At 66.9% G+C, this 19,956-nt stretch carries 19 protein-coding genes and 3 pseudogenes; 9 read left to right on the plus strand and 13 right to left on the minus strand.

Translation table 11 applies throughout. From position 1 onward, the window contains the following. A pseudogene (locus tag A5624_RS22575) lies at nt 1-235 on the minus strand (molecular chaperone HtpG); the annotation flags it as partial. Between A5624_RS22575 and htpG the strand changes: the two are divergent. The 3 genes and pseudogenes from htpG to A5624_RS22590 all read left to right on the plus strand — a co-directional run. Further along, nucleotides 228-1,385: pseudogene (gene htpG / locus A5624_RS22580) on the plus strand (molecular chaperone HtpG); the annotation flags it as partial. The pseudogenes A5624_RS22575 and htpG sit on opposite strands and share 8 nt — an antisense overlap. Before the next feature lie 84 nt (nt 1,386-1,469). Further along, on the plus strand, nt 1,470-1,685 hold the full coding sequence (locus A5624_RS22585; RefSeq protein WP_066871339.1) for a hypothetical protein: 216 nt from the start codon (nt 1,470-1,472) through the stop codon (nt 1,683-1,685). Between the two features lie 64 nt (nt 1,686-1,749). Next, a complete protein-coding gene (locus A5624_RS22590; RefSeq protein ID WP_066871342.1) occupies nt 1,750-2,787 on the plus strand; it encodes a TIGR03617 family F420-dependent LLM class oxidoreductase in 1,038 nt (345 codons plus the stop codon). Here A5624_RS22590 and A5624_RS22595 read toward each other — a convergent pair. The 3 genes from A5624_RS22595 to A5624_RS22605 all read right to left on the minus strand — a co-directional run bounded on the left by A5624_RS22595 (nt 2,762) and on the right by A5624_RS22605 (nt 6,744). Continuing rightward, nucleotides 2,762-4,357 (minus strand): NRAMP family divalent metal transporter, encoded by a 1,596-nt coding sequence (locus A5624_RS22595; RefSeq protein WP_156749146.1) that lies wholly within the window; start codon nt 4,355-4,357, stop codon nt 2,762-2,764. The two genes, A5624_RS22590 and A5624_RS22595, sit on opposite strands and share 26 nt — an antisense overlap. A gap of 80 nt (nt 4,358-4,437) precedes the next feature. Continuing rightward, nucleotides 4,438-5,772, minus strand: coding sequence for a magnesium transporter MgtE N-terminal domain-containing protein (locus tag A5624_RS22600; RefSeq protein ID WP_066871348.1), 1,335 nt, complete (start codon nt 5,770-5,772; stop codon nt 4,438-4,440). A gap of 219 nt (nt 5,773-5,991) precedes the next feature. Then, nucleotides 5,992-6,744 carry a sensor domain-containing protein gene (locus tag A5624_RS22605; protein WP_066871535.1) on the minus strand — a complete coding sequence of 251 codons (753 nt, stop codon included), beginning with the start codon at nt 6,742-6,744 and terminating at the stop codon, nt 5,992-5,994. A gap of 127 nt (nt 6,745-6,871) precedes the next feature. On the opposite strand from A5624_RS22605, the gene A5624_RS22610 reads away from it, so the two are divergent. Next, entirely contained in the window at nt 6,872-7,294 is a 423-nt protein-coding gene (locus A5624_RS22610) for a VOC family protein (protein ID WP_066871351.1), read from the plus strand. On the opposite strand, the gene A5624_RS22615 is transcribed toward A5624_RS22610, so the two are convergent. The 3 genes from A5624_RS22615 to A5624_RS22625 all read right to left on the minus strand — a co-directional run bounded on the left by A5624_RS22615 (nt 7,243) and on the right by A5624_RS22625 (nt 9,785). Then, nucleotides 7,243-8,139 carry a DMT family transporter gene (locus A5624_RS22615; protein ID WP_066871354.1) on the minus strand — a complete coding sequence of 299 codons (897 nt, stop codon included), beginning with the start codon at nt 8,137-8,139 and terminating at the stop codon, nt 7,243-7,245. The two genes, A5624_RS22610 and A5624_RS22615, sit on opposite strands and share 52 nt — an antisense overlap. 81 nt (nt 8,140-8,220) lie before the next feature. Then, nucleotides 8,221-8,613, minus strand: coding sequence for a hypothetical protein (locus A5624_RS22620; protein WP_066871357.1), 393 nt, complete (start codon nt 8,611-8,613; stop codon nt 8,221-8,223). 29 nt (nt 8,614-8,642) lie between these two features. Further along, entirely contained in the window at nt 8,643-9,785 is a 1,143-nt protein-coding gene (locus tag A5624_RS22625) for an NDMA-dependent alcohol dehydrogenase (protein WP_066871360.1), read from the minus strand. A gap of 147 nt (nt 9,786-9,932) precedes the next feature. Here A5624_RS22625 and A5624_RS22630 point away from each other — a divergent pair, with 147 nt between their 5' ends. Continuing rightward, nucleotides 9,933-11,108 (plus strand): thiolase family protein, encoded by a 1,176-nt coding sequence (locus A5624_RS22630; RefSeq protein WP_066871363.1) that lies wholly within the window; start codon nt 9,933-9,935, stop codon nt 11,106-11,108. A gap of 57 nt (nt 11,109-11,165) precedes the next feature. Here A5624_RS22630 and A5624_RS22635 read toward each other — a convergent pair whose 3' ends face one another. Continuing rightward, a complete protein-coding gene (locus tag A5624_RS22635; RefSeq protein ID WP_369827512.1) occupies nt 11,166-11,795 on the minus strand; it encodes a hypothetical protein in 630 nt (209 codons plus the stop codon). 106 nt (nt 11,796-11,901) lie between these two features. On the opposite strand from A5624_RS22635, the gene A5624_RS22640 reads away from it, so the two are divergent. Continuing rightward, a complete protein-coding gene (locus tag A5624_RS22640; protein ID WP_066871366.1) occupies nt 11,902-12,630 on the plus strand; it encodes a 3'(2'),5'-bisphosphate nucleotidase CysQ in 729 nt (242 codons plus the stop codon). Between the two features lie 31 nt (nt 12,631-12,661). Here the strand turns inward: A5624_RS22640 and A5624_RS22645 are convergent, their stop codons facing one another. Then, the gene (locus A5624_RS22645; protein WP_369827513.1) at nt 12,662-13,621 is read right to left on the minus strand and encodes a GlxA family transcriptional regulator; all 960 of its coding nucleotides are present in this window, start codon (nt 13,619-13,621) and stop codon (nt 12,662-12,664) included. A 107-nt stretch (nt 13,622-13,728) separates the two neighbouring features. On the opposite strand from A5624_RS22645, the gene A5624_RS22650 reads away from it, so the two are divergent. Together A5624_RS22650 and A5624_RS22655 are read left to right on the plus strand one after the other, a co-directional pair. Further along, a complete protein-coding gene (locus A5624_RS22650; RefSeq protein ID WP_066871369.1) occupies nt 13,729-14,679 on the plus strand; it encodes an NAD-dependent epimerase/dehydratase family protein in 951 nt (316 codons plus the stop codon). After that, a complete protein-coding gene (locus tag A5624_RS22655; protein ID WP_066871372.1) occupies nt 14,676-15,101 on the plus strand; it encodes an SRPBCC family protein in 426 nt (141 codons plus the stop codon). Before A5624_RS22650 ends, A5624_RS22655 begins: the two co-directional genes overlap by 4 nt. Nucleotides 15,102-15,149: 48 nt before the next feature. On the opposite strand, the pseudogene A5624_RS29190 reads toward A5624_RS22655, so the two are convergent. The 4 genes and pseudogenes from A5624_RS29190 to A5624_RS22670 form a co-directional block, all read right to left on the minus strand. Beyond that, nucleotides 15,150-15,275, minus strand: a pseudogene (locus tag A5624_RS29190) (multicopper oxidase domain-containing protein); the annotation flags it as partial. A gap of 120 nt (nt 15,276-15,395) precedes the next feature. After that, a complete protein-coding gene (locus tag A5624_RS22660; protein WP_066871375.1) occupies nt 15,396-16,301 on the minus strand; it encodes a haloalkane dehalogenase in 906 nt (301 codons plus the stop codon). Nucleotides 16,302-16,409: 108 nt separating this feature from the next. Then, nucleotides 16,410-17,615 (minus strand): MalY/PatB family protein, encoded by a 1,206-nt coding sequence (locus A5624_RS22665; RefSeq protein ID WP_066871379.1) that lies wholly within the window; start codon nt 17,613-17,615, stop codon nt 16,410-16,412. A 23-nt stretch (nt 17,616-17,638) separates the two neighbouring features. Then, entirely contained in the window at nt 17,639-18,736 is a 1,098-nt protein-coding gene (locus tag A5624_RS22670) for a dihydrodipicolinate reductase (RefSeq protein WP_066871382.1), read from the minus strand. 241 nt (nt 18,737-18,977) lie between these two features. On the opposite strand from A5624_RS22670, the gene A5624_RS22675 reads away from it, so the two are divergent. Further along, on the plus strand, nt 18,978-19,955 hold the full coding sequence (locus tag A5624_RS22675) for an LLM class flavin-dependent oxidoreductase (RefSeq protein WP_066871544.1): 978 nt from the start codon (nt 18,978-18,980) through the stop codon (nt 19,953-19,955). The last annotated feature ends 1 nt before the right edge of the window (nt 19,956 follow it).

The following is a 19,956-nucleotide window of genomic DNA, read 5'->3' on the forward strand; positions in this document are numbered from 1 at the left end:
CTTCGGCGCGCATCGCGATGACCTCGAGCGGGTCGTCCCAGGCGTGCGCGATGTGCTTGTAGAACTCCTTGTACTCCTCTTCGGAGACCTCTTCTTTGGGCCTGGCCCACAGGGCCTTCATCGAGTTGAGGGTTGTTTCGGTCTCGATGGTGACGGTCTCCTCGCCGCCCTCCTCGCCGGCCGGTTCTCGCCGCTCGACCTGCATGCGGATGGGCCAGGCGATGAAGTCGGAGTACAAGGAGTTCTACAAGCACATCGCGCACGCCTGGGACGACCCGCTCGAGGTCATCGCGATGCGCGCCGAAGGCACCTTCGAGTACCAGGCATTGCTGTTCATCCCGTCGCACGCCCCGTTCGACCTGTTCAACCGCGACGCCCAGACCGGGATCCAGCTCTACGTCAAGCGGGTGTTCATCATGGGCGACTGCGACGAGCTCATGCCCGAATACCTGCGCTTCGTCAAGGGTGTCGTTGACGCCCAGGACATGTCGCTGAACGTGTCCCGCGAAATCCTGCAACAGGATCGGCAGATCAAGGCCATCCGGCGCCGACTGACCAAGAAGGTCCTCGCCACGATCAAGGATCTGCAGTCCGAGCGCCCCGATGACTACCGCACCTTCTGGACCCAATTCGGCAGGGTCGTCAAGGAGGGCCTGCTGTCGGACTTCGACAACCAGGAGACGCTGCTGCAGGTCTCCTCATTCGCCTCGACGCACAGCGAGGAGGAAGCCACCACGCTCGCCCAGTACGTGGAGCGCATGAAGGACGGCCAGACGCAGATCTTCTACGCCACGGGGGAGTCGCGCCAGCAGATCCTGAAGTCGCCGCACCTCGAGGCGTTCAAGGCCAAGGGCTACGAGGTGCTCCTGCTCACCGACCCGGTCGACGAGGTCTGGGTGGGAACCGTGACCGAATTCGACGGCAAGCCGCTGCAGTCGATCGCCAAGGGCGAGGTGGACCTCAGCTCCGACGGCGAGCAGAGCGAGGCCGAGCGCGAAGAGCAGCAAAAGGAGTTCGCCGACCTGCTGACCTGGCTCAAGGACACGCTGTCCGACCACGTCAAGGAAGTTCGGCTGTCGAACCGACTGACGGACTCGCCGGCCTGCCTGATCACCGACGCCTTCGGGATCACACCGGCGCTCGCGCGCATCTACCGCGCGTCCGGACAGGACATTCCGGTGGGCAAGCGGATCCTCGAACTCAATGCCAACCACCCCCTCGTCACCGGCCTGCGCCAAGCGCACCAGGACCGCAGCGACGACCCCTCGGTGGCGGAGACCGCGGAATTGCTCTATGGCACAGCACTTCTCGCCGAGGGTGGTGCGCTCGACGATCCGGCGAGGTTTGCCGAGATCCTCGCCAACCGGCTGGCCCGCACGCTGTAGCCCCGCGCCGGCCGGCCCCAGCGTGCCGGGCCGAATAGGCGATTTCCGGGATTGAAAACCGCCTGGCAGGGATACTTAGATCCCATGCCCGAGTTTCGCGTCATCGACCCGCGTGGCCGGGTCGTCGCGACGAAGAACTTTGCCGACGCGGAGGCCGCGCACGCCTGGTTCGTCGGCTCCGTGGGCGGCGACACCGAGCTGGGTTGGCGCATGGAGGTCAACGACGACGGGCAATGGGCATTCTTCGACGACACCGAAGGGTTCACCGCCCCGGTGAGCCGGCGGCCGACGAAACGCTGACCCCGCGCGGCCGAGGCTGACGAGCCCGCGCGGCGCGGCCCGCGGCGCGACGTACGCTCCCACCATGCACGTCGACGCGATGACGATTCCCCAGCCGCTCGGCCAAATCGGTGAGCTCGCCCGGCGGACCCAAGCCGTCGGGTTCTCCGGTTTGTTGTTCACCGAGACGGGCCGCACCGCGTACCTGAACGCCGCCGTGGCGTCGCAGGCCGCGCCGGACCTGGAGTTGTCGACGGGCGTCGCGGTGGCCTTCCCGCGCAGTCCCTTCGTGACCGCCGCCGCGGCCTGGGAACTGCAGGAAGCCACCAAGGGACGGTTCCGGCTGGGCCTCGGAACGCAGGTGCGCACCCACGTGGTGCGGCGCTATGGCACCGCCTTCGAACGGCCCGGGCCCCGGCTGCGCGACTACCTGCTGGCCGTCAAGGCGTGTTTCAAGGCGTTTCGTTCCGGGACGCTCGACCACCACGGCGACTTCTACGATCTCGACTTCATCACCCCGCAGTGGAGCCCGGGGCCCATCGACGCTCCCGACCCCAAAGTCGATATCGCAGCGGTCAATCCGTGGATGCTGCGGATGGCGGGAGAAGTGGCCGACGGGGTGCACGTCCACCCGATCGGCGAACCGGGTTACCTGGCCCGCCACGTTCTGCCGACGGTCGGCGAAGGCGCGCAGAAAGCGGGCCGTTCACCGTCGGACATCGCGATCATCGTGCCCGTCATGACGATCGTCGGGGATACCGACGAGGAGCGGGACCGGCAGCGCGAAGTCGTGCGTGCCAGCATGGCCTTCTACGGGAGCACGCCCAACTACGCATTCATCTGGGACGAGGCGGGTTTCGATGGCACGACCGCCCGGATCCGGGAAAAGCAGAAGGCCGGCGACTTCGCCGGCATGGCGGCCCAGGTCAGCGATGATCACATCGCTGTCTTCGCCACCGAGTCGACCTGGGACGGGTTGGCCGACGCGTTGACGGCGAAGTACGCAGGAACCGCAACGCGATTGGTGATGTACAACTCCGTCGCTGACCAGGAGCGCTTCGAGCGCTACGGCGAGGTGGCCCGCCGGATCCAAGCGGTCAGCGACCGAGCTGGATCGCTTTGACCACCAGAAGCAACGCCCCGACGACCAGATAGGCCCGCAGGGCGATCATCGCAAGCCGGGTTCCGGGGGACCAGGTGACAGGTTCGAGCAGGGCCAGCGGCGGCATGCGCCAGGTGTTGCGATCGACGCCGCGGCCCGGAAGTTGTGGCCGGGGCCGTGCGGGCTGACGGCGGGCCAGCCAGCGCAGCACCGGTGCCGCGGCCGCCGCGAGGATGACCAGCCCAAGGGTCAGATAGCCCGCGACGGCGACGACATCGAGGCCGGGAAACAGCGTGGTGGCCATCAGGATTCCGGACAACAGCAGCAGAACGCCGACGATCAGCCCGGCGACCCAGTTCAGCCAAGCGCGATTGACCCACGGCCCCAACACTTCTCGGTCATTGCACAACAACAGCAGAAACACGCTGGCGCTGGGCAGCAGCAAGCCCGCGAGGGCCTGGACGGCGGTGGTGATCAACCCGAGCGGGGCACCCGGAATCAGCACGATGGCCGCGGCCAGGACCACCATCGCGGTATAGGACAGGTAGAACTGCTTGGCATCGGCGAAGCCGCGGTGCAGCGAGTGCTTCAGCCCGAACACGTCGCCGAAGGCATAGCTGGTGGCCAGGGTCACCGCGGCGGCCCCGATGATCGAGGCGTCCATCAGAACGATGGCAAAGATCGACCCGAGGACCGGGCGGTGCTCGCCCAGCAGATGCGCCGTCGCACCGGCGTCGGTGAAACCGCCAAAGGTGTTGGTAGAGCGGGCCGCCCACTCGCCGGTCATCATCAGAGCGGCGGCGCCGACCACCACCACGAAGGCGCCCAGCACGGTGTCCGCGCGTTCGTAGCCCATGAACCGGGGCGTGATGCGCTTGTCGACGACGTTGGACTGCTGAAAGAACAACTGCCACGGCGCCACAGTGGTGCCGACGATGGCGATGATCAGCAGCACGGCATCCGAGCTGATTCCGCCCGCAATGCCGGGCACGACAAACGACTTCGCCGCGTGTCCCCACTGCGGATGTGACATCAGCAGCATCGGGATCTGCAGCAGCGTGACCGCGATGAAAATGAACATGGCCCGCTCCCATCGACGGAAGCTGCCGCTGGCCATGATCGCCACCAACGCCACCGCCGAGATCGGGACCACAATGTATTTGGAGACGCCGATGTACTCGGCGGCCAGGCTGACGCCGATGAACTCCGTGACGATCGTCAGGAAGTTGAGCAAGAACAGGTCGCCGACGGAAAACCAGCCCCAGCCGCGGCCGAAGCGTTCGTTGATCAGCCGGGCGTGCCCGACCCCGGTGACCGCGCCGAGCCGGACCACCATTTCCTGGTTGACGATGAGCACGGGGATCAGCAGCAGCAATACCCACAGCAGTGAGTAGCCGTAGTCCTGGCCGGCCTGGGCGTAGGTGGCCACCCCGCCCGCGTCGTTGTCGCCGACCATCACGATGATTCCGGGCCCGACGATCGCGAGCAGGGTCAGCAGCCGCGTTTTCCAGGTGCGGGCGTGCTCGGTTTCCCCCACGCTGATGCGCCCGAACGCACCCTCGATGTCACCCAGATGCGCGCTGTCCAGCACCGCGGTGCGCCGGGCATGCGCGGGCTCGGGGCGTTGCGCTGCCTGCGCGTCGGCCCGGGTGGCGTCCTGTTCGCCGGAGCTCACTGCGCGCTTCCTCCCCTCGGCGGCGTGTCACGGTCGTCGGCGGTGGTCTCGCGGATCGGGCGCGGCGCGGGCTCGCGGCGGCGCCAGTCTTCGGGGATGGTCGCCTCCAGCACGTCGTCAACGGTCACCACCCCGAGCAGCCGATCCTGCTCGTCGACGACGGGGATGGAGTAGAGATTGAAATCCGCCATCAGCAGCGCGATGTCGGTCAGGTCGGCGTCGGCGTTGACCCGCACCGGATCGGAATCCATCAGGGCCGCAAGGGATTCGGCGGGATCGACCTGCAACAGGTTGATGACCGAGACGACACCGTCGAGTCGTTTGTCCTCATCGAGCACATGCACCTTGATGAGCGCTTCCGGTTGGATGCTGCGCGACGCGGCGATCAACGCCAACGCCTCGCCCGCGGTGGCGGTGGCCGAACAGGTCACCGAGTCGACATTCATCAGCCCGCCCGCGCTTTCGGGGTTGAACCCCATCAGCGTGATGACCTTGGTGCGCTGCGGGCCGGGCATCAACTCGAGCACACGCCGGCGCCGCGACTGGCGCAGGTCGGCGATCGCGTCGGCGGCATCGTCGGCGCGCATCCGGCCCAGCAGCGCGGCGACCTCGTTGTCCGGCATGCCGTCGAGCAGCCGACTGGCCTTTTCCGGATCCAGCTCCTCGAAGACGTCTGCCTCCAGCTCCGGGTCGCTGTGCACCCGATCGAGGATCTCGCCGCCCTCGGCCTTGTCCGCTTCCTCGAGAAGATCGGCGATCTCGGCGGCCTTGAGGTCGCCGAACCGGTCCGACAGTCGCCGCACGGCATCCGAGCGTGCGTGGCCGATCAGCGGCTCGAACGCCTTCCAATCGCGAGACGCGTGCCCGCCCGAGTGCTTGATCAGCCCGAACAACCGCGGCGGACGGCGGGTGTCCAGGCGGGTGACCATCCAGCCCTGGCCGGCCTGCTCCAGCTCGATGTCGTAGGCACGCACCAACTCGACGGTGGCCACGTCGATCAGCCGGTGGCCCAACACATCGGTGCGCAACAGCACCTCACCCTCGCGGCGTTCGAACCCGCGAAGGTCAACCTTGTTCTTGGTCAACAGAACTCGATCCGTGGAGTATGCGTCGATGGATTTGTCACCGATGAAGACGCGGCGCCCGCCGACCCCGGCCACGATCCCCGCCACCAGCGGATACTCCTCGGCTCCCCGCAGCCGCACGATCACGTCCTCGACCCGGCCCACCGTTTCCCCGGAGCGGGCCAGCACGGGGGCGCGCAACAGCTGAGAGAGGTGGATGACTGGCTGCCCGGCGCGTGGCTTGGACGCCTTTTCCGATGTGCCCACGTATCCCTCCTCAAGGCGGTACGACCTAACCCGCGGACAACCTACCTCGGGAACCACTCAGTGCGGTGCCATGTACGGCTTCAGATCGGATCACTGGCGCGCAAGCATTATCGGGTGACCGATTCGGCCGCCAGAGCGTACGCCCTCGTCATCGCGGGCTACTACCGCCAATAGGTAAACAGCAGAAGGCCATTCGGATTCGGCGACCCTTACTGGCGGCTATTGCTTGTCGACTTTTTCCGCGATTTGATTGGCGATGCTGACGCCCGCGTCCCCGACGTCCTTGCGGCACGCATCGACGTCGATGACGACGTTGTTGCGAACGGTCAGCGCCCGCTGGCAGGGCATGGTCACGCTGTTGCCGTTCGAGGAGATGGTGATGGTCACCGGAGCGCTCAACACTCCGTTGGCGTTGGACACCTGGCCCACCTTCCACTGAAGTTCCGGCTTACCGTCCGCGGCCGGAACGGTGTCCTGGCGGTTGGCGCAGGCGGGCCAGCGCTGAGTCGACGTCGTGAAGAACGCGCTCGCCTGCTCGGGCGACGCAAACAGCACCACAAATTGGTATACGTCAGGGCTTTCCAGCTGATCGGCCCCCGCGGGAGCCGGCGCCTGGTCGTGGTAGCCGTACACCGCGGTGCTTCCGCTGTCGGCGTAGACCGACGCCAACGCCGCGTGAGTGCTGTATCGGCATTCGGCGGGAAATGTGTAGTCCGAGCGCTGCACCGGGTCTTCCACCAACTTGGTGACCGGTGGGTCGCTCGTCGTCCCGGTGACGCCCAGCACGGTACCGATATCGTTCGGCGAGAGCATCAGGTCGGGCAGTCCGGCCTGCGCCAGGGGAGTCTTCGGCGCAGCCGTCGTGCTGGTGGTCGACGACGAAGCGGCGCCTCCGGCGTTGTCGCCACCGCACCCGGCGATCAGTATTGCGGCGGCGGCAATGGCAACTGCAGCGGTCAGCTGGCTCCTCATGCGCATGGAGCCTACGACAGCGGGGCGGCGTCGCATGTGGATTTGCCGCATATGCGCTCGCGTGCAGGCTCTTACGGCAGCGACGGCCGTTGCGCGCGAAGTCGGCGTCAGAGGCTATGTTCGCTGAATGTCCGCAGTCGAATTCACCTCGGTATCGCCAATCGTCCCCGTCCGAGACCTGGACGTCGCGCTCGACCGGTACCGCCGGCTCGGTTTCGACGCCCGCGCGTACAAGGGCCCGGACCGCTACGGATTCGCCGATCGCGGGTCGGTGTCGATCCACCTGACCGAGTGGGCCGAGCACGACCCCTTGCGCACCGCCGCCAGCGTGTACTTCTACGTCAGCGACGCCGATGCCCTCTACGCCCAGTGGGCAGCACTGGAGAACCTCGGCGGTCGCCTGATCGCCCCGCAGGACACACCGTACGGCCTGCGCGAATTCGCCTACGTCGATCCCGACGGCACCGCCCACCGGGTCGGTTCACCCCTGAGCCGACCTCAGGCTGATTCTGTTGCGCGAGAGGGCGTTTCGTCAGGCGACGGGGTGTAGCTGGCCTGGCTGCGGGCCAGCGCCACCGTCGCTGCCCCCATCAGCGCAACCGATAAACCCAAGGCCACCCAGCCGACGTCGTTGGTGCGCAGCGTCTCACCCAGCACGGTGACACCCAGCGCCGATCCGACGATCGGCTCGGCGACGGTGACCGCCGGCAGCGACGCGGTGAGCGGGCCGGCCCGAAACGCCGACTGCTCCCAAGCGGTGGCGGCGATCGCCAGCACCACCCACACGTACAACTCGGGCGTCCGCAACAGCGCCGGGATACCGCGGTCGAGCTGGTCGACCACGCCCTTGGTCAACACCGAAAACAGCCCCCACAGCGCGCCGGACATCAGGCCCAGCAACAGTGCGCCGACCGAACCCGGGAACACGCGCGCGCCGATCACGCACAGGGCCAGCGCCGGACCCATGACCAACGCCACGACGGTCCACGTGTGAACCGACCCGCGCGGGGTGCCCTGCTGAGGGTCGCCGACCGTCACCACCACCGCGACGGCGACGGCGAGCAGAACCGCCCAAATCCCTTGCCGCCGTGTGATTCGGCGATGTGCCACCCGTGCGCTGATGAGCAACGCGAACAACAGCGAGGTCACCAACAGCGCCTGCACCAGCACCACCGAACCCAGGCCCAGGGCGGCGGCCTGGAAGCCGAACCCGGCCGCGGCCACCAGGCTGCCCGTCCACCACTGCCGGTCGCGCAGCAGCCGGCGAAACAGGGCGACGGTGCCGACCGGTTTGTCGGTGACTTGCTGTGCGGAGCGCTGCTGGACGACATCCCCGGCGCCGACCATCAGGGCGGCCGCGACCGCGAGCAATGCCGCGATGCCCGTCTTGCTCACGCCGGCCTCCTAACCACTATGGCGGGCCATCCCACTTGTCGCACAATCAAATTCGCATGCAGGGCTGGCCTACGCGGTGCGTCAGCTGTCGCGCCGGATCTTGAGCGCGGTGGTGATCATCGGAATCTGCATCGGCAGCCGGGCCAGGGCGACCAGGCGCATCGGCCACGGCTTGCCCCACCACAGCCGGCACATGTTGACGTTGCCCGGAAAGACCCCGACGAACAACGCCACGGCGGCCAGCGCTGCGGACCGCCGGGTGCTCCGCGGCACCAGCAGCGCCCCGATCGCCAGCTCGGCCACGCCCGACGCGTAGGTATAGAGCCGCGGGCTACCCGGCAGCTCGACCGGAATGATGGAGTCGAAGGGTTTTGGCGCGACGAAGTGCAGGGTGCCGATGCCGAGCAGCATCGCCGCGACACGGTAGGCGAGTTGCTGGGTGGCGTCGCGACCGGCGTGGGGGAGGGTTGTCATGGAGCCATTGTGCCCATAGCGGCGGTGGCTTACCCGCGGTCGGCGTCGGTGAAGCGGATGACGCCACGGATGTTGCGGCCCTCGAGCATGTCGCGATAGCCGTCGTTGATCTGCTCGAGGGTGTATTCCCGCGTCACCATGTCGTCGAGATTGAGCTGCCCCAACTTGTACAGCTCGAGGATCGCGGGGATGTCGTACTGCGGGTTTCCGCCACCAAAGATGCTGCCCTGCAAGCTTTTCTGCAGCAGCGAGAGTCCGGCGAGGTTGAGCGTGACATCGTTGGCCAGCACGCTGGCCATGCCGGTGAGGCAGCACACCCCACCCTTGGCCGTCAGCCCCATCCACGACTCGACGTCTTTGCCCTCCACGTGGCCCACGGTGACGATCACCTTGTGGCACATCAGGCCTCGCGTGGCCTCGGCGATGCAGGCCGCGGCGCTACCCACGTCCGCGAACGCCGCGGTGGCCCCGAACTTGAGCGCCTGTTCGCGCTTCCACTCGTAAGGGTCGACGGCGAATATGCGCCGGGCCCCGGCGATGCGGGCGCCCTGCAGCGCGGCGACGCCGACGCCGCCGATGCCGATGACCGCGACGTCCTCGCCCGGCGAGACCGCCGCGCTGCGCACCGCCGAGCCGTAGCCGGTGGTCACCCCGCAGCCCACCAGGCAGGCCACGTCGAACGGGATCGTCGGATCGATCTTGACTACCGACGTCTGGTGCACCACCACATACGGCGCGAAGGTGCCCAGCAACGACATCGGGATGACTGGGACGACTTGGTGGCCTCTTGCCACTGTGACACGAAACGATCCGTCGGAGACCGACCGCCCCGACAGCAGGCCCATGCCGAGGTCACAGAGGTTGCGCAGTCCGGTCTGGCACGGCGTGCACTTCCCACACGACGGGATGAACGACATGACGACGTGGTCGCCCACGGCCAGGTGTTCGACGCCCTCGCCGATCCCGGTGATGATGCCGGCGCCCTCGTGGCCCCCGAGCACCGGATAGCTCGGGATCGGGAAGTCGCCCGTCATCAAATGGTGGTCGGAGTGGCACAGACCGGCCGTCTCCAACTGGACGGTCACCTCGCCGCGGCGGGGATCGCCGATTTCGATCTCTTCGACCGACCATGGCTCGTTCAGTTCCCAGACCAGCGCACCTTTGGTCTTCAACGGTTGGCCTCCGTTTTTACCCGAACCGCTTAATTGTTAGCGCCGTCACACGAGCCCGGCCCACTGAACTTAGACCATTACTATTGTCTATACAGTATTTGATACGATTCGCGGCGTCTGACCGCCCACAACAACGAGGTTGAGAACATGGGAACACCCGTCATTGTCGGAGCCGTCCGGACCGCTATCGGCCGATCGTTCAAGGGGACGCTGGTTAACACCCCGCCCGAGACACTGATCACCGCCGTGCTGCCCGAGGTGGTCCGCAGATCGGGCGTCGATCCCGCCGACATCGACGACATCATCTTCGCCGAATCCCATTACGGCGGTGGCGATCTCGCCCGTTACGCGGCGACCGCGACGGGCCTAGACCACGTTCCCGGGCAATCGGTCAACCGGCACTGCGCGGGCAGCCTTACCGCCATCGGCAACGCCGCGGCGCAGATCGGCTCGGGCATGGAACGGGCGCTCATCGCCGGCGGGGTGCAGTCGCTGTCGATGACGCCGCTGACCAACTGGCGGATCCCCGGCCCCGAGCTGAAGTTCGAGGAGCGCTGGATGCCTCCTACGCACGTGGAGACGCCCGACGCGCCCGCCAAGGACATGTCCATCACGGTCGGCTGGAACACCGCGCAGGCGGTCGGCATCACGCGCGAGGAGATGGACGCCTGGGCGGCCCGCTCGCATCAGCGCGCCGTTGCCGCCCAGGACGCCGGCAAGTTCGCCGACGAGATCCTGCCGCTGAAGATCACCCAGTTCGATGGCTCGGTCACCGAGTTCGCCGTCGACGAGCACCCGCGCCGCGACACCACCATCGAGAAGCTCGCCGGCCTGAAGGTGCTGCACCCCGAGATCGAGGGTTTCTCGATCACGGCGGGCAACAGCAGCGGCACCAACGACGCCGCGGCCGCGGTCGCGCTCGTCGACAGCGACTACGCCAAAGCCAACAAGCTCAACGTGATGGGCACCGTCAAGGCCTGGGCCGCCGCGGGCGTGGCACCCCGGGACTGCGGCCTGGGTGCGGTGAAGGTCATCGGGAAGGCGCTGCAGCGGGCCGGCCTGTCGCCGGGCGACGTCGCCCTGTGGGAGATCAACGAGGCGTTCGCTTCCGTCCCGATCGCGGCCTGCCGCGAATACGGCCTCGACGAGGAGAAGGTGAACTTCTCCGGTAGCGGCTGCAGCCTCGGCCACCCGATCGCGGCCTCAGGTGCGCGCATGGTGACCACGTTGGCCTACGAGCTGGCCCGCCGCGGCGGCGGCATCGGCGTCGCGGCGATGTGCGCCGGCGGCGGCCAGGGCGGCGCGGTCGTCATCGAGGTCTAGCGGCGATCGCGAGGTCAGCGAAGCTGGTCGCCACCCATCGATCTGAGCCGTCAGCGGCTAATTGCAGAACGTGTAGCCGATGAATTGGGTGCCGCGCGTGTCGCCGCTCGAGTAATTGGCGAAGTGCACGGCCGGCTCGCCGTTGTACTGGGTGTTCATCTTCTGCACGGTCGGTGGTGGAACGCCCTTGGGGAAAGCCAGGATCATGTCGGCGTAAATCTCCAAGCCGGACTGGCAGATCGCCTCGCGGCGCGGCGGCTGCGGATTCCAGGCGTGCACGACGACCGGTTCGGTCAGCTGAGACCCCGTTGCGCAATTCGGGTCGCAGAGCTTGAACACCGCCGTGCCGGTCCCGTCGGCGCCCTGCGGTCCCCAGGACGTCCACGACATGTCCTGCAGCGCAACGGCCACACTGGCGCAGCCCAGAACGTTGAGCTTCTTCGGGCGCGCGACCGGGGGGACGGACGGGTTATAGCAGCCCGGGATGGCGAAGCTCTCCGGCGCTGGCGGCGGCTGGGTGCTGGGCGCCGTCGCGCTCTGATGGCCCTGGCTCAGCTGCACGCCCACCACGGCGAGGACCCCGACCAGCACTGCGGCCGCGACAATCCCGGCCCCGATCAGTCGCCCCCGCGAGGTGTGCCGCAACCGCCTCGATAATGGGACGTTGGCGTTGCCGCTCACGCTCATTAGATTACGGGTGAAACTTTGCCGGTGGGCTGCTGCCCGTTTTCGCGTCTGACAGGGTAAAGTTGGTCATCGCTACCAAGATATTGAGGATTCCGCGGGGTTGCCGATGAATGACCATGATCTGGCCGCACGGTTGGCCACCGAGGCCGGTCGGTTGTTGCTCGGCGTTCGAGACGAATTCGCGCACGCGGAAGCCGCTGAACGGAAAGCCGCGGGGGACAAGCGATCCCACGATTTTCTGATGGAAGCGCTCACCGCGGAGCGGCCCGGTGACGCCGTGCTCTCCGAAGAGGGCGCCGATGACCCGGTGCGATTGCGCTCGGACCGGGTCTGGATCGTCGATCCGCTGGACGGCACCCGGGAATTCTCCGAGCTGGGACGCGACGACTGGGCCGTGCACGTCGCGCTCTGGGAGGCCGGTGAGTTGGTCGCCGGCGCCGTGGCGCTGCCGGCGCAAGGCATCACGCTGGCGACTCCCGACGTCGCCTCGCCTCCCGCCGTACCGGGCAAGCCGCGCATCGTGGTGTCGCGCACCCGCCCTCCCGCCATCGCCCTGAACGTGAAGGATGCGCTGGACGGGGTGCTGGTGGAAATGGGCTCCGCGGGAGCCAAAGTCGCTTCGATAGTGCAAGGGCTCTCCGATGTGTACGTGCACGCCGGCGGCCAGTTCGAATGGGACTCCGCCGCGCCGGTGGCGGTGGCACGGGCCGCCGGATTGCACACCTCTCGCATCGACGGCTCCGCCCTGGCCTACAACCAACCCGATCCGAAGTTGCCGGATCTGGTGGTCTGCCGGCCCGAACTCGCGGAAGCGGTGCTCGCGGTTACCCGTTGAGCGTCGACGTTGGGAAATGCGCTTTAGTCGGTCACTTTGGCGACGTGACGTTACCTGTTTGCTTGGGGGAGTGGGTGAAAGCAGCACGATAGGCGCTTGGGGTCAGACCGGTCTTGCGAATGAAATGGTCGCGTAGCGAATCAATGGAACCGAGCCCGCTGCGGTGGGCGATGACCCCGACCGGCAGATCGGTAGTCTCCAAGAGTTCACGTGCGCGGTCGATCCGCAGCTGCAGCAGCCATTGCAGTGGGCTGAGTCCAGTTTCATCCCGGAAGCGTCGATTAAGCGTGCGAATACTGACCTTTGCGTGATCAGCCAAATCGGCGAGTGTGAGCTTGTCCTGAATCTTTGTCAGGGCCCAAGCCCGGGTCTGACTCAAGCTGGCAGGGGCCGCCGTAGGGACCGCCGCGGCGACGAACTGCGCTTGCCCGCCGGGGCGCACAGGTGCAACAACGGCCAGGCGTGCGATCGTATTTGCAACTGCCGCACCGTGATCGGTGCGAATGAGGTGCAGGCATAGGTCGATTCCGGCGGCCAATCCGGCCGACGTTACGACGGGCCCGTCTTCGACGAACAGCACTTCGGGTCGGACTTGCACGTGTGGATAGCGTTGCGCCAACTCCGCGGCGTAACGCCAGTGCGTCGTCGCGCACCGCCCGTCCAGCAAGCCCGCAGCAGCCAGGACGAACGCGCCGGTGCAGATCGACGCGATCCGCGCACCGCGACTTGCGGCCTCCTGCAACACCGAAACCAGTTCGGGTGCGACCTCGTCGCGGGCGCCGGTACCGGTAACGAGAACGGTATCGGCGCCGCCGATCACCTCCAGTGAGCCGGTGACGATTACGTCGAACCCACCTCGCGTGGCCAACGGTCCGGGCACCGGTGTGCAGGCGCGGACTGCGTAAGCTTCGCGGCCATCGATCTGCACGCCGCCGAACAGCAGGTCGGGGATCGATAGCTCGAACGCACCGACCGGCGGGACGGCGACCACCGCAATGTGATGAATGGCCAGAACCTCCCTAAGCGTGGCATTTATGCCACTAGCGCAGTGTAGCCGGCCGCACGAATAGTGGGACTTCAATGCCCTGAAGGAGAAACATGTCCGTGAAAGTTGTTGTCGGAGCCGGTGGTGCGGGTGTAGCGACCGCTGAGCTGCTCGCCGACTCTGGCCATGAGGTACGGCTGATCACGCGGCGCGGCAGCGGTCCGAGCCATCCGCAGATCCGGCGGATCGCGGTTGATGCGTCGAAAACCGACGAGTTGGTGGGTGCGCTCAAGGGGGTCACTACCCTCTACAACTGCGCCGCCCCGCCGTATCACCTGTGGCGCACGCGCCTTCCCGCCCTCGCTTCCGGCATGCTCAACGCCGCGATCGCGGCTGGGGCGGATTACGTGATGTTGGGCAATCTGTACGGCTACGGCCCCGTGACCGGCTCGATCACCGAACACTCGCCGCTGAAACCGAACTCGATAAAAGGCGAACTGCGCGCAGAAGTCTGGATGCAGGCAAAGGCCGCGCATGACGCCGGCCGGGTCCGCGCAACCGAGGTCCGCGCCAGCGATTTCATCGGCCGTGGCGCCATCTCGGTGTTCACGATCATGGTCGCGCCCAAGGTGCTTGCCGGCAAAACAGCACTATTCCCGGCCGATCTCGATGCGCCACACAGCTGGACCGGAACCGTCGATGCCGCGCGCGCTCTGGTCGCTGCGGGCGCCGACGAGCGTAGTTGGGGACGACCGTGGCACGTTCCGACCAACCCCGCGGTGTCGCCGCGCCAGTTGGCGACGGTATTGGCCGACTGCGCTCGAGTCGGCGCACCCAAGCTCCGCCGCATGCCGGGCTGGTTGCTGGCTGCGGCGGCGTTGGGCTCCAAAGTGGTCCGCGAGTTGCCCGAGATGCAGTATCAGCTCCAAAAGCCGTTCGTGATGGATTCCTCGGAGACTGTGCACACGTTCGGCCTGACCCCGACTGCGCTTGACGAGATCCTGCATGACGGCCTTTCCCACGGGCGCGGCCCTATCGCGACAGCTCGCGGAACGCGATCATGACGCAAGTCCACGAATGCTGCGAACTGGGTGCGTCGGTGCACCAGGTGTGGAGGCTAGTCGCCGATTTCGGCGGATTCGTCGAGATGCTGGTCGCCTCGCGTGACGGCACGGTCAGGACCCGCGGGGCCGGTATCGGGATGCTTCGCACCGTCACGGTCGATGGCGAGTGCATGGTCGAACGGCTCGACGAGATCGACGAGGAGCAATGGCGAACCCGTTACTCCATGATTATGACCGGACCGTTTCCCGTGGCCGATTACCGGGCAACCATCACCTTGCATCCGCTCGGCGAGAACAGGTGCGCGCTGAGTTGGGTGGGCTCCTTCATCCCCGTCGGTGCCAACGAATCCGATGCCGCAGCGGCGGTGCGCTCGGTCTACAGCGAGGGAATGGCATTGATGCGCGGCCGGTTTGGGAGCTGACACGGTCTGCCCGCACGGGACCCACTCAGACCGTGACGAAGTCGGCCATCATCGCCATGTCCTCGTGCTCGAGGTGTGGCAATGGACCAGATACGTTCCGCGATAGTCGGTGAACCGCACGATCACTTCCACCGCTTCAGCCGGTGCAACGTCGATGGTGTCCTTCCAACCATGATCGAAGCGCCGGGGGGTCTGTTGTTGCGCGAAGACTTGAAAGTGGTTGAGATGGACATGATCGGATCACGTCGAGCGCCATCCGACCCGTGGGTTGTCGAAGGTCATGGTCTGGCGGCTTCAGCGCCAGGCCTGCTGCCAAGACTGGATGCGTTCGGCCAGTTCGGGCCCGCGGTCCTCCTGGATGAAGTGGCTGGCGTTGATGCGGGCGTGTGGCTGGCCCGCGGCCCCGGGAATGTGCTTGATCAGTGCGCTGTCCGCCCGCCCGAGGATCGGATCGCGGGCCCCGAAGATGGCGAGGAACGGCTTTTCCCAGCGGCCGAGGGCGTCCCAGGCCTTCCTGTTGGCCGGGATCGCCGGATCGGTGGGCGAGGTGGGGACCAGCCGAGGGAACGCCCGCGCCCCGGCCTGATACGACTTGTCGGGGAAGGGCGCGTCGTACCCGGCGCGGACCTTCGACGGCACCCGGCGAACGGTCCCGGCGCTGACGATGCGGCCCGCGGGCAGCACGGGGGAGTAGCGGGCGAAGGCGCGCCAGGCATAGAAGGCGGGCGGGGTGCGCCGTTGCGCCGTGGGCAGGAAACCGTTGGCCACCACCAGCCGCCCGATGCGGTCGGACTGCTCGGCGGCGATGCGCAGCCCGATCAACGATCCCCAGTCCTGCACGAACAACGTGACGTCCCTGAGGTTGAGGTGCTCGAACCAGGAGGTCACCCATTCGACGTGCCGCTGGTAGGTGTAGTCCTCGACCCGGCTGGGCTTGTCCGAACGGCCGAAACCGATCAGATCGGGTGCCAGCACACGGTTCCCGGCGTCGGTCAGGGGAGGGATCATCGTGCGGTAGAGGTAGCTCCACGTGGGCTCGCCGTGCAAAAGCACGATCGGCGGCCCTTCGATCGTCCCCTCGTCGAGGTAGTGCATGCGCAGCGGGCGAGTGTCACTTGCGGTTACGTCCAGGTAGTGCCCAACGAACGGGTAGTCCTCCAGGTTTTCGAATCGGGAGTCCGGGGTTCGCAGCACATGCATATTCAGCTCCTCCGGTGAACCGGCACCTCTGCTAGCCTCTCTCGCCGGCGCGAGTTCGTCTAGTAGCAGATTCATTGAGGTGAGCCCAAAGGGCTACAACGCCATTGCCTAGCGCGCGTCGGCCAAGGCCCGGCCCATGCGCGACAGGGCCTCGCGCAGAATGACTTGCGAGGTGGCGAAGTTCAATCGCACGTGTCCGTTTCCGCCGGTTCCGAACACGTGGCCGGAACTGAGCGCTACCCGCGCGTGATCGAGGAACCAGCGGGCGGGCCCGGACAGGTCGGCGACCACCGCAAGGCCGTCGGCGGCCTCCTCGACGAAACCGAGTTCCCGGCAATCCAGCCACGCGAGGTAGGTGCCTTGCGGCCATTGGTATTTCACTCCGGGAAGGTGTTCGGCGACCAGCTCGCCCAGCAATGTCCGGTTCTCGTCGAGGCCCCGCAAGGTCGCGTCGAGCCAGTCGGCGCCGCTGCGAAATGCCTCGGCGTGGGCGATGACGCCGAGATGGCTGGGCCCGTGGCTGACCTCCTCGGGCATCCTGTCCAGGTCGGCGGCCGCCTCCGGTCCGGCGATGGCCAGGGCCGCTTTCAAACCGGACAGATTCCAAGCCTTCGACGCCGAGGTCAAAGCGAAGGCGTTCTCGGCGCCGCGGACGGTGAGAAAGGGCGTGAAGCGCGATCCGGGCAGGATGACGGGCGCGTGGATCTCGTCGGACACCACCCGCACGCCGAACCGCCGGGCGAGCTCGGCGACCCCGCGCAGTTCGTCGGCGGTGTGTACCGATCCGGTCGGGTTGTGGGGATTGCACAACAGATAGGCGACCTTCGCGTCGCTGGGAGCCCCCGCACGGGCCCGAACAAAGGCATTCTCCAAGGCGCCCAAGTCAATTCGCCCATCGCGCAGCGGCGCCTCGATCACCTGACGGCCGTCGTGGGTGACGAAAGCGTAGAACGGCGCGTAGACCGGCGGGTTGACGACGACCGCGTCGCCGCGATCGGTCAGCAGGCGCAACACCTCGACGACACCGAGCATGACGTCGGGAACCAGCGCTGTGCGGCTCACGTCGAGATCGTTCCACTGCCAATGCCGCGCCGCGAATTCGCTGACCGCTTCGGCCAGCGCGGTGCCGCAGGGATATCCGGTGTCGCCGCCGTCGATGGCCTCGCGTAGCGCCTGCGCTACCGTCGGCGCCAATTTCACGTCCATCTCGGCGACCCACAGCGGCAGGACGTCGGCGGGATGCGCGCGCCATTTCATGCTGGTGCGCAGCCGCAGCTGGGCCAGGGTGAGTTCCTCGAGCGGATTAACCGTCACGCCCGCAGAGTAACCGGCGTGACCTACCCGCCGACAAACGCTTTTTGCGGGATCGTCAACGGCAGGTCCACCGAACTGAGCAATCCCGGTTGGGCGGCAACGACATACGGCACGGCGTTGACGACGCGCATCGCGGTGGCGACCATGGCGCCCGCCCCGGACGTCATCCCACCGATGCCCGCCTTCGCGGGATCTTTCAGCGTCGCCGCCAGCGTGCAGTCGATGTCCGGATCGCCGGAAATCATCACGCGATAGGACAGATCGCCAATCCCTTTGGGCCACTCGGGGGCGACGTCGTGCGCCAGCCGGGTCACGTGCTCGATGACGATGGCCTCCCGGCCGTCGACCACGCCGATCGCCTGCATCCGCAGCGCGCCGCAGGTCCCGGCCTCGACCGTGCCCATCGCCACCTCCAGCGTCCGGTCGGTGACCGCGCGATCGAAACCCTCGCGGACTTCCTGCACCTCGACCCCCAACGCGTCGGCGATCAGGCGGATCTGCCCCTGCCATTCGCCCGCGATGGCGCCGGGGTAGCCGATCCAGGGCTGGTAGTCGAGCGGGCGGCCGAAACCCAGCGCGTCGCTCATGATGTCGGGCACCCCGTAGTCGTCGTACAGGCCGATCTCGAAGGAGTGGATCTTGTCGATCGTCGACGACTGCGTGGACAGCACCAGCGGCAGATAGTCAGCGGCGAAACCCGGCTCGATTCCCGACGCGTACAGCGACACCTGGCCCTGCTTGGCCGCGGCGACCAGCTGGTCGCGCCATTCGGCGGGCTCGTAGGCATGCGGGTTGACCAACCGCGTGGTACTCGTGGTCACGACGTTGATCCCGGCTTCGAGCAGCTTGACGTAATCGGGGATGGCCAACGCGTCGCGCTCCGGCCCGCTGGCCGCATAGATGACGCAGTCGGGTTTGGCCGCGATCAGCGCGTCGGCGTCGTTGGTGGCCCTCAGCCCGATCGGCTCACCGCCGGCCAGTTCACCGGCATCCTTGCCGACCTTGTCCGGCGAGTGCACCCACACGCCGACCAAGTCCAGATTGGGGCGCCGCGAAATGGCGCGGATGGCGATCGAGCCGATGCCTCCTGTTGCCCACACCACCACGCGATGAGCCGTCATCTTGTTCCTCCTCAGGTGCGTGCGCGCCGCGCGAACGCGAAAGCCGGGGCGGCCGTTGCCTTTACGCCGACGGCGGGTGGCCGGTGTCACCGAGCATTCGACTTGGAAACTACAACCGCGAATCGACGCGGTCAAGGGTTTAAGAAAGCGGGCACTATCTTAATGAACAAATTTTAGGTTAGTCTGCATCGGTGAGGCCCGACGAGCGTTTGGCATGTCGTCACATGGGCGACGCCTGCTGATGTTCACGCTTCGGTTCGACATGCGCGCCCCGCATTGGGGCGCACCGGCCGCCGATCTGTACGCCGCGGCCATCGACATGTGCGCATGGTCGGAGACGCGCGGCGCCGTGTTGGCGGTGCTCTCCGAGCACCACGGCACCGACGACGGTCATCTTCCCGTGCCGTTGCTGCTGGCGTCGGCGGTCGCGGCCCGAACACAAACCTTGGCCATCCTGCTGGCCGCGGTGCCGATACCGCTGTGGGATCCCGTCCGGCTCGCCGAGGAAATCGCCGTGTTGGACCTGATCAGCAAGGGGCGGGTGTCCTATGCGTTCGGGGTCGGGCACCGAATCCAGGAGTACGACCACTTCGGCATCGACATGGCCGGCCGCGGCCGGGCAGCGGATGAAATCCTTGCCGTGCTCGGCCCGCTGGTGCGCGGTGAACCCGTCGAATATCGCGGCCGCACGGTCCGCGTCACCCCGGCATGTGGATCGGCCAACGGACCGATGGTGCTCATCGCCGGCGGCAGCAAGGCCGCCGCACGACGCGCCGGTGCCCTCGGACTCGGCTTCATTTCCCAGACCGAGTCGCCCGGCTTGAAAGAGTTCTACGAAGAGCAATGCCGCGCCCACGGGCACGAACCGGGAATCATCCAGTTTCCCGTGCCGGGGCTTCCCACAACGGTTTTCGTTGCCGACGACGTCGATCAGGCCTGGGATGACTTGGGCCCGCACCTGTTGCACGACGCGCTCATGGCGGCGTCCTATCGCCCCGACGACGATTCGGTCGTCAGCATCACCCGCGCCGACAGCGTCGACGCGCTGCGCGAAGACGGCGGCCCGTACCGCATTTTCACCCCCGAGGAGGCGATCGATTACATGCGCGGCGGGCGACTGTTGCCGTTGCATCCGCTGTGTGGCGGCGTCGCACCGGAGGTGGCCTGGCCCTATCTCGAGCGCGCCGCAGCCGCGTCCGCGCGGGCGCACGACCAGTGAG

The sequence above is a fragment of the Mycobacterium sp. 1482292.6 genome, assembly GCF_001672995.1.
Classification (GTDB): Bacteria; Actinomycetota; Actinomycetes; order Mycobacteriales; family Mycobacteriaceae; genus Mycobacterium; species Mycobacterium europaeum_A.